Source organism: Acinetobacter sp. ANC 3832 (genome assembly GCF_002135415.1).
Lineage (GTDB): Bacteria > Pseudomonadota > Gammaproteobacteria > Pseudomonadales > Moraxellaceae > Acinetobacter.
Genome location: NZ_NEGJ01000016.1, coordinates 54,126 through 66,327 on the forward strand (window position 1 = coordinate 54,126; position 12,202 = coordinate 66,327).

The window sequence follows — 12,202 nt, forward strand, 5'->3', positions numbered from 1 at the left end:
TATTCTCTACTGTTCTATCCTAATAAACATTAACAAATCACTCCAATCAATTATGGAAATATACTTTTAATTCAGATAATGTTGCGTGATACCAAATCTCGCTAATGAATATAATCAGATAAATTATGGATTCAAATTTCCCTAAAACCATTTATGCTATCCAACATCTTGCTTTTGAAGATTTAGGCTCATTTGAAGATGTATTTTATGACCTAGGATATCGAGTTCGTTATTTTGAAGCAGGCGTTGATGATCTCAGCAAAGCTTTAAGCTATGAAGGTCTAACGATTATTTTAGGTGGGCCGATTGGTGTTTATGAAACAGCTGACTATCCCTTTCTAAAAGATGAAATTAAATTACTGAAACAACGTCTAGCCAAGAATTTACCTACCATTGGAATCTGTTTAGGTGCACAACTGATCGCACATGCCTTAGGTGCAAAAGTGTATGCAGGGCATCAAAAAGAAATCGGATGGAGTACTTTAGATATTCGTTATGCAAAGAATAATATCTTAGCGCCTTTAGCGGAAACGCCTGTATTGCATTGGCATGGTGATACCTTTGACCTACCCGATGAAGCTGTACTCTTAGCCAGTTCTAAAATCTATAGCAATCAAGCTTTTCAGGTTGGCAAAAATATTCTCGCTTTGCAATTCCATTTGGAAGTTGCCTCAGACAGCCTAGAAAAATGGTTGATTGGTCATACGTGTGAGTTGCGTAAAGCCAATATTGATATCTCTGCTTTACGTGCGGACAATGCAAAGTATGCAATGCAATTGGAATCTGCCGCAGAAGTGATCATTAAAGACTTTTTAAAAAATACAATAGCTTAATCTTCAAGAGATTAAGAAATAAACCACCTCATCTGGCTTCTTCTGTAGAGCCTTTAAATTTATTTTTAAAGAGAAAATAAAGAGGTGGTGAAATCTATTATGAGGTTTATTTTTTAACAAGAACCGTTTAGGTTTCTAGGCTACGCTATAAAAGTAACTAAACCTCCCACTCACCTATCTGCGGATTATATTTAGCATACTCACCTGTATCGGTAAATTCAGATGCCATCATTCTAATTTCAAAAATATCTTCATCATTAAAACTACAACTAAAATATAAACCTTGCTTGGTTAAATAAGCCTGAGCCGAGCTATCCTGCCTTTTAAAATGTTTTGTATCCTGATCAAATTGAATGGGTTGATAGTCATAACGAATTAAGTGTTCTGTCAGCTCTGAATATTGTTGATCTGTGAATAGTACGAGATTACTGTCATGATCAAAAAACTCATCATCACTCGATTGTTTTTCATTATGCATGGTTTGAATCGTATACAGTCGCACATCATAGCTCATTTTTACTCCTTACTTTATTAAGCAGCTTATATAACGATTAACAGCATTTAATTTTTATTAAATAGATTTAAATTCAATTAGATAAAAATAAAAAGCCTATTTATTCTCAAATTCAATAAGAACAAAAAGGCTTAATACAAGAAGTCGAATATCAGTATTTCGCTAGACTAAAAGAACTTGATAATCGTCTGAATCACAACGGCATTAATAATATCAATAAAAAATGCACCGCATAATGGAATAATCAAAAAGGCTTTATGCGAAGGCCCATAGGTATTAGTGACAGCTTGAATATTGGCAATGGCTGTCGGTGTCGCCCCCATACCAAAACCACAATGACCAGCGGCTAATACAGCGGCATCATAATCTTTACCCATCACATTAAAAGTGACATAAGTTGTATACAGTGCCAACACTAAAGTTTGAACCAATAAAATAACCACAAGTGGTCCTGCCAAATCTGCCAATAACCATAATTGCAAAGACATCAATGCCATTGCAAGGTAGAGCGATAATGAAGCATTTCCAAACACATCTATGGCACGGTCAAAAATATTAATTTTGAGTACATGTTCCATAATGTTTCTTAAAATGACACCGCAAGCCAACGCCCAAACAAAAGTTGGTAATTCAAACCACTGACCTTTACTAAAATCAGCCATTAAATTTGCGACAAAAATACACAGTGAGAACATACCCAAAGTGGTAATTGCGTTATTGGCAGTAATTAAACGAGTCTTTTTAGGATATTCAAATGCGGCAACATTCGCAGGCTCAGGGATGCCAGATTCATCATCTACGGTCTCTTTAGCCAGTTGATGTTTTTTAATCAAATATTTAGCAACTGGACCACCAATCACACCACCAATAATTAAACCGAAAGTTGCCGATGCCATACCCAATACAACTGCACCTTGAATGCCATGTTGGCTCTGTAAGACCTCACCCCATGCTCCAGCAGTTCCATGCCCACCTGTCAGTGTGATTGAACCAACAATTAACCCCACTAAAGGATCAAGCCCGAGTAATTTAGCTAAGCTCATACCCACTGCATTTTGTACCAAAACAAAACCTGCAACACAGAGCAAAAAGATGATAAGTGCGGAACCGCCTTCTTTCAATTTAACAAAGCTTGCACTTAATCCAATGGATGTAAAAAACATCAGCATAAGTGTATTTTGTAAGTCAGCACTAAATGTCGCACTGAAACCGAAAAAACGATATAAAGCTAAAGCCAGAAGTGCGGCAAGTAGACCACCAACCACAGGCTCAGGAATATTATAATTTCTTAAAAAGGAAATTTTATGAACCAGTGCCCGCCCCATAAATAAAACGACCACTGCGATCACCAGTGTGCCAAATGCATCAAGCTGATAACTCATAAATCTGCCCCTTATGATCAATAATATATTGGTTTAAACTGCTAAATTGTCAGCTTTTAGCGAAAAGTGCTATAAAATGAATAATTCTCATTAACTAAAAGTGTAAAACATCTTTTATCAGCATTAAAATCTTTTATACGATTTAACACCTTTTTTGAATAGATGAATCAATTTACATACAATTCTATTGATCAACTCACCTATTTAATCGTTATTTCACCATATGATTCAACTTTTTACATAAAAATTTTTCATTTCACTTTAAAAATTACAATAAAAATTTTATGAATATTTATGTAAGGTATCTGTACATCCATATGATTAATAATAAGTAGTGTTAAACTAAATAAATGTCACAATAAGAATGAACTCAAGGAATTTTATGCATCTGTTAATTCAATTACTCCAACCATCACGGCTAACAGAAATTGTAGACATTGGTGCAAATCCGATTGATGGTGATCCACCTTATCAAAAATTGCTTGATGCCAATTTATGTAATATTACAGGATTTGAACCACAGTCTGATGCACTTGAAAAGCTAAACTCTAACAAGGGTAATCATGAGCGGTATTTACCCTATGCTATTGCGGATGGTCAAGAGCATTTATTAAATATCTGTGAATATTCAGGAATGACCAGTTTGCTTGAGCCAGATGAACGTGCATTTGAACATTTTATTGCATTGAAGCCCAATGCTGTAGTCAAACAGCGAATATCTATACCCACACAAAAACTCGATGATATAACTGAAATTGAAATCCTTGATTTTTTAAAAATTGATATTCAAGGTGCAGAATTAACAGTATTTCAATTTGGGCGAAATAAATTAAAAAATACGGTTGCTATTCAGACCGAAATATCTTTTATGACGCTTTATAAAAATCAACCTGCCTTTGGTGAAATTGATGTCGAATTAAGAGCCCAGGAGTTTGTTCCTCACTGTTTTGCTGCTGTGAAAAAATGGCCTATTGCGCCTTTTTCCTTTATAGAACAGCCCTATCAGGCTGTTAATCAATTACTTGAAGCAGATATTGTTTATGTACGTGATTTTACCCGACCTGAATTGATGGATAATGAGCAACTTAAGCAATTAGCCATAGTTGCACATTATGTTTATCAATCTTTTGATCTGGTTACACGTTGTTTATTGCTGCTCGAACAACGCAATGCAATTCAACTAAACGCTCAACAACTTTATATTCAGACCTTAAATCAGCAAAAATAAAACTATGAGGATCAATTCTATAATTAATCCTTATCATTTTACTGATTACTCAGGCAACTTATGCCCACAATGTGGACAGAAGCAATATTTATTCTTCTCTTTTTCTAAATCGGCTTCTTTTTGCTCACGAATTAATTGCAAAATAATATCTTGAGTTTGCTCCGTGGTTAAACCGACTTGTTTACGTAAATCATCAATCTTCTCTTCATCTACAATCAGATCAATTTCACGGTCTTGAAGCATCTCTCTAAATTTCAGCTCTAATTGTTGTTTACGTAATTCAAGCTCACTGGCTAAACCATTGGCGAGAATACCAGCAGGCAAAGCAGCCAACCCCACCCCAAGAATCGTAATGATTGCCCCCAGAAAACGCCCTAGTGGTGTAATCGGTGTGACATCACCATAACCGACCGTCGTTAAAGTCACCACAGCCCACCACATCGATGCAGGAATAGAGCTAAATACTTCAGGTTGCGCTCTACTTTCAACCACATAAACCCCTGCCGCAGCCATCACAATCATAATAATTAAGATAAATAAAACGGCTTGAAAAGATCCTTTTTCACGCTCAATCACTCTTAATAAAATCTGTAATGAAACAAAATAGCGCGTCAATTTAAGTAATCGTAATAAACGTAGTGTCCGTAAGAAGCGTAAATCGATATGTACAAAGAAGTTCAGATAAGCAGGTAAAATAGCCAAAAGATCAATTATTGCAGCACCACTGGTCATCCACTTTAAACGCTGTCTCCATTCAGCGTCAAATGGGTCTTTTTCAACGACACTCCATAACCTCAGAATATATTCAATACTAAAAATAAGGATAGAAAGATTTTCAAAGGCATCGAAATAGACTTGATACGCTTTATAAATATCATTGACTGACTCCAACAGTACAGCGATAACATTACCGATAATGAGAACAATTAACACATAATTAATGCATCGACTAAAAAGTGTTTCATATTCCTCATTGTGTAAATTGTCATAGACAAATTTTCGGAGCGTATACCAAGCTGTCAGTCTCATGCGTCATGCTTTTATTTTTTCTAAAGACCTATGTTAATACGACAATCCCATAAAGAACAGATACAGCTAAACTTCGACTCATTCTTTAATACTCATCACATATAAAAATTGATCAAAAAGCAAACCATCACATTATATTCATAAATTAAATTTTGTTATTCAATAAAAAATTATTATAGTTATAGCGCTTCATAAACTCAGTGTAATTACACTCCCACATAGCACCACATAAATGGATCATTTATGTCTTCAAAACAGCAAAGTCAGCTTAAGCATGGTCTGAGTAATCGACATATTCAGCTTATCGCTTTAGGTGGATCAATTGGTACAGGTCTGTTCCTCGGTATTTCGCAAACCATTAAACTTGCAGGGCCGTCAGTCATTTTAGGTTATGCAATTGCAGGTCTCATCGCTTTTTTTATGATGCGACAACTCGGTGAAATGGTGGTTGAAGAACCTGTCAGTGGTTCATTTAGTTATTTTGCTTATAAATTTTGGAGTCCATTTGCAGGCTTCATGTCTGGCTGGAATTATTGGGTACTGAATGTTTTAGTCTGTATGGCTGAACTCAGTGCAATTGGCTTATATGTACAGTATTGGTGGCCCGAAATTCCAACGTGGATTTCCGCTTTAGGTTTCTTTATCTTCATTAACGTCATTAATTTATTACACGTCAAAGTCTTTGGCGAGATGGAGTTTTTATTTTCCATCATCAAGATTTTAGCCATTATTGGCATGATTGCATTTGGCGCGTATTTGCTTGCCAGTAGTCATGCAGGTGAAACGGCCTCCGTTTCTAACCTTTGGGCACTTGGCGGATTCTTCCCTAATGGGCTTTCTGGCTTAGTCATGGCAATGGCGATTATCATGTTTTCTTTTGGTGGTATCGAATTAGTCGGTATTGCTGCGGCTGAAACCAAAGATCCAACCAAAACTATTCCCAAAGCAGTCAATCAAATTGTTTATCGTGTCTTGCTGTTTTATGTCATGACTATTTTTATTTTATTGTCTTTATTTCCGTGGAATCAAATTGCGGAAGGTGGTAGTCCTTTTGTTTTAATCTTTGATTCTTTGGGTAGCCAAGGTGTTGCAACGGTTCTCAATTTTGTTGTTCTCACCGCAGCCATTTCCGTATATAACGGGACTAGCTATGGTACAAGTCGTATGCTTCTTGGTCTGGCTGAACAAGGTAATGCTCCACCGTTTTTAAGCCGAATTAATAAACGTGGCATACCATATATGGCAATTTTAGTGTCTGCTTTAGTCACACTTATTTGCGTATTATTGAATTATGTATTCCCAGAAAAAGCATTTAAATTGTTGATGAGCTTGGTTGTATCAGCCATTGTGATTAACTGGATGGTGTTATCACTGACTCATTTAAAATTTAAAAAGCGCATGCTTCAACTACAAAAAATCAGTATTTTTCCAAGTTTGGCTTATCCAATCACAAATTACATTTGTGTTATTTTTATGCTGTGTATTTTAGCCATTATGTGGATGACACCAGATATGCGTATTGCAGTGATTCTGATTCCTGTATGGATAGCATGCTTAAGTTTGGCATATTGGTTAAAGCAGAAACGTAGCCACTAGATTCAATCTGAGATAATTGAGATGGGGTTACAGATCGTATCTTTAATGGCACCCTTCCGTTAAAGATACGATCCGTAGAATCAAAGCCACTCTCCCAAATGTCTTTGATTGAATAAGGTTATTTTAGTACTTTAGTAGACGGAATGTTTCCCGTATTTATGAGGAATATTTCTATTTTTCGGAATGAATTATCATAATTTCGGATATTTTCGAAAATTTTTCCTGTGGTATCGCTTATGAATGATAGTCAGTACACTTTAGATAAGATTGATCGCAAAATTTTATCTGCTCTTCAAAAAGATGGTCGTTTAACGGTTGCACAACTGGCAGATTTAGTCGGATTGTCTTCATCGCCATGTTGGACACGGGTCAAACGTCTTGAATCGTTAAAAGTTATTGAGGGCTATACTGCAAATATTAATCCGAAAGCAATTGGGATTAATGAGTTATTTTTTATTGAGATTACTTTAGAACGTCATGATGATGAAATTTTGAATGAGTTCAGTGATGCCTTAGCCAATATGCCTGAAGTCATTGAAGCGCATTTGGTTACAGGTGATTATGATTATTTAGTAAAAGTAGCAGTAAAAAATTCTGAGCATTATGAGCGTTTTCTGCGTAAGAATTTATATTCGATGAAAGCGGTTCGGCATACGCGTTCTATTTTTGCTTTACGCCCTTTGAAGTTGGCGAATGCGGCAGATTTGATGTTGATTGAGTGATTTAAAATTATTTTACTGAAAATGATCTATATTTATGTTTTAATACGCTCAGTTTGAGATGAGCCTCTTACAGTATATGAGCTTGACTTATATACGACTAGCCCCTAACCATGGGGCTTTTTAATGTCTAAAATCAACAACTTATAATTAATGGGCGTAAAACTGGCGTAACTTAATAGTTATCCACAGAACAACAAATGATTTTTCACAAATTATATCATCAATTTTTATACAAAATTATTAGAAAATAAAATGAAAACATACCTCTACTTTATACATAAAGCCTGCATAAAAAAAGCCCGTTAACTCTCCCAAGATAAACGGACTTACACGTCAAGTTATACAAATTCTATTTATTTTTTATGCTTATACCATATATTGCTTTGGGTTTATTTTTCATCTTTTTTAGTGTAAAAAATCAACTCTATTTATCACAAGAGATACACTCATGAGCAAAATTATAATTTTTATTCTTTTAGGTTCTACCGCATTTTCTCTAGTAAGTTGTTCTCGAGAGAGTGTGGGTGAATACACAAAGAAAAATCACTCAATGAGTGATAATAAAGAACAAAGTAAGTAAAAAAAGCCCTCACCAGAGGGCTTTTTTAAACAACTCCTTAAGCTCAACATTATTTCTCTAATATTGAATTTACTTACTATTAGCATCACTCGCACAATCCATTTTATAAAGCTCTTTATAACGCTCAGTCGTATCTTTTAAATCATCAAGATAATACTTTTCAGAAGGTCCACCACCAGTTTTACTGTTGTATTCAATAAGTGAAGGCATATATTCAGTTTTGTAGACTTTTGGGAACTCTTCGCAGACTATCCAGCCCTTTCGATCCAAACTTGTCTTGTCACTATCCAACTCATCGAGCAATGCGCCAATTTTCTTTTCTGAAGCGAGAATTTTAGTGTTATCAACTTTAGGTTCATCTGCAGTACAAGCAGTCAGCAGTAAAAAACCAATAAATAGTATTTTTTTCATATGTTATCTTTGTTTTTATAAAAATTGATTTTAATAAAAAGTAAGGATTCAGTCTATGTGTTCTAACTATGAATTTCCATCTAAGCGACGTATGTCACTTTTAGATATTCAAGAATCTCAAATAGATCTTGAATTTAAGTCTCATGTTTATCCTTTATACCCTGCTCCCATTATTTTAAATGGTGCTGATAGTTTTGAACTGGACGTTGCTAATTTTGGAATGCTACCGAGTTGGGCCAAGGACGTAAAATTAGCTCGTCATACTTATAATGCAAGAACAGAAACTGTTGCTGAAAAGCCAAGTTTTAGAAACGCATGGAAGCACAATAAGTTTTGCCTCGTTCCTGTTGATACCTTTTATGAACCAAAATATATAGATGGAAAACCACACTGGTACGGTATTTCAAGAAAAGATGACCAGCCATTTACGGTTGCTGCGATCTACGATGATGCTGTAATGAATGGTAAGAAAGTTAGATCTTTCTCAATGTTAACTATTAATGCTGAACATCATCCTTTTATGAAGCAATTTCATGGCCCAGATGATGAGAAGCGATCTATTATTGTTATTCCTGAAAAATACAGACAAGACTGGCTTAACGCAGATCATGAATATGCACATGAATATTTTATGGAAATGCAGGATGAGTTCATTGCATTGCCACAAAAAAGCCCTGGCATAGGCCAAGGCTCTTTATTCTAAGTTAAGCTATTTTTGCTGTGATTTGTCTTGTTGATTACCAGACTGTTTTTGATTGCCTGATTGCTGATTTTGCTGTTTCTGTTGGTCTGATTGTTGGTTCTGCTGTTTTTGCTGATCCGATTGCTGATTTTGTTGACGTTGATTGTCATTCTGTTGGTTCTGTTGTTGATTAGTCATTTTCATACCCGCCTTATTTAAACTAGATATGCCGTACTAATTACGACCATTGCCAATTTACGCTACTTAGATTTTATTCAAAGCTTGGACTTGTAGCAAAATGAGACATTGTTAAGCTTAAATCTTATCTATCTGATATTTAGTGATAATGAAAATATCTATATTCACATAAATTACTAAAGGCTGAACCAATCAAACTTAATGTTACGTCAAATGTTAAATATTTTAGGCAACATTGATTATCCACAGCTTTTAAATTTGAAATTTAAACTCATTCAAACTAAAATCTTGAAAACGTAACGTAATCAAGTGGTGTTTTTATGAATATAAAATTAGATGATAGCTCTTCAAAAGATAAACTTTTGAAGCTTCATGAGGTGTCATTAGATCACTTGAAAAACTCTAAAGTTATCAATATACGGTCATATTCATCTAAACCTAGACTTCATTCTGATGTATCAAAAATATCGCAATTTCAGGCAATCACAAAATATTCTATTCCACTTGTATTGAATAAAATTGCCGCTGGTTTCCCTTCCCCTGCCGATGACTATATAGATAAAACTGTTGATATGAATGAGCTTCTTATTTCAAATAAAGAAGCTACTTTTATTGTTCAAGTCGAATCACTATCTATGAAAGATATCGGAATCGATATCAATGATTATTTAATCGTGGATAGAAGCATCCGCTCTCAACATCAGGATATCGTTATCGCATTCATCGACAATGATTTCACTGTGAAAAGGATGATGATCACACAACGAATGTCGCATAATGAATTATTTGATATTTTTCAGAATGAAAATGATTTTAAAAATTTACCTGCAATATGGCTCAAACCTGAAAATATCGAGTATCAACCTATTTTACCTAAAAACGAGCAAGAGCTTGTAATTTGGGGTGTTGTCACAAAAGTAATTAAGAACCTCAAATGAAACATCAAGAGAAGATATTTGCACTTATTGATATCAATAATTGCTATGTCTCGTGTGAGAGGTTCTTTAATCCACGTTTGAATGATGTACCAGTCATTGTGCTTAGTAATAATGATGGTTGTGCAGTCGCAAGAAGTAATGAATCTAAAGCTTTAGGCATTAAAATGGGTGTGCCTTTATTTCAAATTAAAGATGAAGTTAAAAAGAATAATATCAAAGTCTTATCGAGCAATTATGCAGTCTACGCTGAAATGTCACGACGTTTTCATTCGATACTCGCAAGTTATGTCGCTCCACATGAACAAGAAATTTATTCAATTGACGAATGTTTTCTAGATCTCACAAGCTTTAAGAATAACTATGATCTTGTGGAGTATTGTCAAGGAATGCGAGCGAGGATTCTTGAATGGATTGGTTTGCCAATATCGATAGGTATAGGACGAAGTAAAACAGAAGCAAAGATAGCCAATCATATGGCAAAAAAAGGAAAACGATTTAATAGTGTTTGTGATTTGGCAACCATGGATCCGAAACATCGAAAATACTTCTGGTCATTAGTCGAGGTTGGTGAAGTATGGGGTGTAGGTAAAAAGCAGAATAAAAAGCTAAATGATATAGGCATTAAGACTGTTCTTGATTTATCAAAAGCGAATCCACCAATAATGGGTAAGATGTTCACAGTCTGCATGCAAAGAACTGTACTTGAGCTTCAAGGCATATCATGCATGCCAATCGATGATCAGCCAAAGCCTAAACAACAAATTGTGGCCAGTCGTTCTTTTGGTGTGAAAATTACAGAACTAGATGATCTTAAAGAAGCAATGTCGAAATATGTCCAAGATGCTGTTGGGCGATTAAGAAAAGAAAAACTTCTATGTGGTGTGATTACAGCTTTTGTTCAATCTAATCCTTTTGATCCTTCAGTACCTTATTACAGCAAAGCTCAAACTTATAAATTTTCAGAGCCTACAGACTGCGTTTTAGATTTAGTTGAAGTCACCTATAGACTACTTGTGAGGATTTTTAAATCAGGAATTAAATATAAAAAATGTGGTGTGTTTTTCTCAGACTTGATTAGTAAAGATCAATACATCCCTGACCTACTCAATGATCACTCACAAAATATCAAAAACGAAAACTTGATGAATGCGTATGAATCTATTCAGTATAAATTTGGCAAAGCTAAGATTTCTGTAGGTCCATGTTACTTCAAAGATCGAAAGTGGTCGATGAGTCGAGAAATGTTGTCTAAGAATTATTTTACGAAGAATGGGATGATTAGGGTTAAATAAATATTAAGATAGATTTAACCTATCGATTAAATATTGTTTAAATAACAGGCGTAAAACGTGAATAGTCACAAAGAAACCATGATAGTGCGCTGAACCTCATCATGGTTTCATATAAAATATTGATGCTTATGATGAAATATCAAGTATTTCGCATAAGGTGTATTATGTTAATTTTAGAAAAACTAAATACTTTTTTGATTCACACGGTTTGATAATTCTTCAGCACTTTCTACACGTTCAGAATAACGATCTGTTAAATATGCAGATTGCCCCCTAGTAAGTAGGGTGAACTTAAATAATTCCTCCATTACATCAACAATACGAGTGTAATAAGAAGATGATTTCATACGATCATTTTCATCAAATTCCATAAATGCTTTTGGAATAGAAGACTGATTAGGTATGGTAATCATACGCATCCAACGACCTAAAATACGTAATTGATTAACTGTATTAAAGGACTGAGAGCCACCACATACCTGCATCACAGCAAGCGTTTTTCCTTGTGTAGCTCGGATTGCACCTGCTGCTAATGGAATCCAGTCAATTTGAGCCTTAAAAATAGAACTCATAGAGCCGTGTCGTTCAGGTGAACACCAAACCATGCCCTCAGACCAAGCTAATAGCTCATGTAGTTCTTTTACTTTTGGATGATCTGTATCTGCATCTTCGGGTAAAGGCAAACCTTTTGGATGGAAGATTTTTACCTCTGCGCCAAAATGTTCCAAAATCCTACCTGCTTCTTGCACAGCTAATCGGCTAAATGATTTTTCACGATTTGAGCCATAAAGAAGCAA

Annotated in this window: 13 protein-coding genes; 7 read left to right on the top strand and 6 right to left on the bottom strand. The window is 35.0% G+C overall.

What is annotated here, in order from left to right; genetic code table 11:
- Positions 1–125: 125 nt before the first annotated feature.
- On the top strand, positions 126–833 hold the full coding sequence (locus tag B9T35_RS16265; protein WP_086192143.1) for a glutamine amidotransferase: 708 nt from the start codon (positions 126–128) through the stop codon (positions 831–833).
- A gap of 157 nt (positions 834–990) precedes the next feature.
- Here B9T35_RS16265 and B9T35_RS16270 read toward each other — a convergent pair whose 3' ends face one another.
- Positions 991–1,347 (bottom strand): hypothetical protein, encoded by a 357-nt coding sequence (locus B9T35_RS16270; RefSeq protein WP_086192144.1) that lies wholly within the window; start codon positions 1,345–1,347, stop codon positions 991–993.
- 167 nt (positions 1,348–1,514) lie between these two features.
- The gene (gene gltS, locus B9T35_RS16275) at positions 1,515–2,729 is read right to left on the bottom strand and encodes a sodium/glutamate symporter (protein ID WP_086192145.1); all 1,215 of its coding nucleotides are present in this window, start codon (positions 2,727–2,729) and stop codon (positions 1,515–1,517) included.
- A 382-nt stretch (positions 2,730–3,111) separates the two neighbouring features.
- Here gltS and B9T35_RS16280 point away from each other — a divergent pair, with 382 nt between their 5' ends.
- On the top strand, positions 3,112–3,957 hold the full coding sequence (locus B9T35_RS16280) for an FkbM family methyltransferase (RefSeq protein WP_086192146.1): 846 nt from the start codon (positions 3,112–3,114) through the stop codon (positions 3,955–3,957).
- Positions 3,958–4,002: 45 nt separating this feature from the next.
- Here B9T35_RS16280 and B9T35_RS16285 read toward each other — a convergent pair whose 3' ends face one another.
- Positions 4,003–4,986, bottom strand: a complete 984-nt coding sequence (locus tag B9T35_RS16285) for an ion transporter (protein ID WP_086192147.1) — start codon at positions 4,984–4,986, stop codon at positions 4,003–4,005.
- Positions 4,987–5,229: 243 nt separating this feature from the next.
- Between B9T35_RS16285 and B9T35_RS16290 the strand changes: the two genes are divergently transcribed.
- Both B9T35_RS16290 and B9T35_RS16295 read left to right on the top strand, forming a co-directional pair.
- Complete coding sequence (locus B9T35_RS16290; RefSeq protein ID WP_086192148.1) at positions 5,230–6,582, top strand: amino acid permease; 1,353 nt, start codon at positions 5,230–5,232, stop codon at positions 6,580–6,582.
- 236 nt (positions 6,583–6,818) lie between these two features.
- Positions 6,819–7,304, top strand: coding sequence for an Lrp/AsnC family transcriptional regulator (locus B9T35_RS16295; RefSeq protein ID WP_086192149.1), 486 nt, complete (start codon positions 6,819–6,821; stop codon positions 7,302–7,304).
- Positions 7,305–7,953: 649 nt separating this feature from the next.
- On the opposite strand, the gene B9T35_RS16300 is transcribed toward B9T35_RS16295, so the two are convergent.
- A complete protein-coding gene (locus B9T35_RS16300) occupies positions 7,954–8,295 on the bottom strand; it encodes a hypothetical protein (RefSeq protein WP_086192150.1) in 342 nt (113 codons plus the stop codon).
- A gap of 55 nt (positions 8,296–8,350) precedes the next feature.
- Between B9T35_RS16300 and B9T35_RS16305 the strand changes: the two genes are divergently transcribed.
- Entirely contained in the window at positions 8,351–8,998 is a 648-nt protein-coding gene (locus B9T35_RS16305; RefSeq protein ID WP_086192151.1) for an SOS response-associated peptidase, read from the top strand.
- Positions 8,999–9,004: 6 nt separating this feature from the next.
- Here the strand turns inward: B9T35_RS16305 and B9T35_RS18455 are convergent, their stop codons facing one another.
- A complete protein-coding gene (locus B9T35_RS18455; RefSeq protein WP_171264306.1) occupies positions 9,005–9,175 on the bottom strand; it encodes a hypothetical protein in 171 nt (56 codons plus the stop codon).
- A 320-nt stretch (positions 9,176–9,495) separates the two neighbouring features.
- On the opposite strand from B9T35_RS18455, the gene B9T35_RS16310 reads away from it, so the two are divergent.
- Together B9T35_RS16310 and B9T35_RS16315 are read left to right on the top strand one after the other, a co-directional pair.
- A complete protein-coding gene (locus B9T35_RS16310) occupies positions 9,496–10,113 on the top strand; it encodes a LexA family protein (protein ID WP_086192152.1) in 618 nt (205 codons plus the stop codon).
- The gene (locus tag B9T35_RS16315) at positions 10,110–11,405 is read left to right on the top strand and encodes a Y-family DNA polymerase (RefSeq protein WP_086192153.1); all 1,296 of its coding nucleotides are present in this window, start codon (positions 10,110–10,112) and stop codon (positions 11,403–11,405) included. The genes B9T35_RS16310 and B9T35_RS16315 overlap by 4 nt, the downstream gene beginning before the upstream one ends.
- A gap of 182 nt (positions 11,406–11,587) precedes the next feature.
- Here B9T35_RS16315 and arsH read toward each other — a convergent pair.
- On the bottom strand, positions 11,588–12,202 hold a 615-nt coding region (gene arsH / locus B9T35_RS16320), incomplete at its 5' end, for an arsenical resistance protein ArsH (protein ID WP_086192154.1).

Coding starts and splice junctions, on each gene's coding strand:
- B9T35_RS16265 (WP_086192143.1), top strand. CDS start 126: ATGGATTCAAATTTCCCTAAAACCATTTATGCTATCCAACATCTTGCT.
- B9T35_RS16270 (WP_086192144.1), bottom strand. CDS start 1,347: ATGAGCTATGATGTGCGACTGTATACGATTCAAACCATGCATAATGAA.
- gltS (WP_086192145.1), bottom strand. CDS start 2,729: ATGAGTTATCAGCTTGATGCATTTGGCACACTGGTGATCGCAGTGGTC.
- B9T35_RS16280 (WP_086192146.1), top strand. CDS start 3,112: ATGCATCTGTTAATTCAATTACTCCAACCATCACGGCTAACAGAAATT.
- B9T35_RS16285 (WP_086192147.1), bottom strand. CDS start 4,986: ATGAGACTGACAGCTTGGTATACGCTCCGAAAATTTGTCTATGACAAT.
- B9T35_RS16290 (WP_086192148.1), top strand. CDS start 5,230: ATGTCTTCAAAACAGCAAAGTCAGCTTAAGCATGGTCTGAGTAATCGA.
- B9T35_RS16295 (WP_086192149.1), top strand. CDS start 6,819: ATGAATGATAGTCAGTACACTTTAGATAAGATTGATCGCAAAATTTTA.
- B9T35_RS16300 (WP_086192150.1), bottom strand. CDS start 8,295: ATGAAAAAAATACTATTTATTGGTTTTTTACTGCTGACTGCTTGTACT.
- B9T35_RS16305 (WP_086192151.1), top strand. CDS start 8,351: ATGTGTTCTAACTATGAATTTCCATCTAAGCGACGTATGTCACTTTTA.
- B9T35_RS18455 (WP_171264306.1), bottom strand. CDS start 9,175: ATGACTAATCAACAACAGAACCAACAGAATGACAATCAACGTCAACAA.
- B9T35_RS16310 (WP_086192152.1), top strand. CDS start 9,496: ATGAATATAAAATTAGATGATAGCTCTTCAAAAGATAAACTTTTGAAG.
- B9T35_RS16315 (WP_086192153.1), top strand. CDS start 10,110: ATGAAACATCAAGAGAAGATATTTGCACTTATTGATATCAATAATTGC.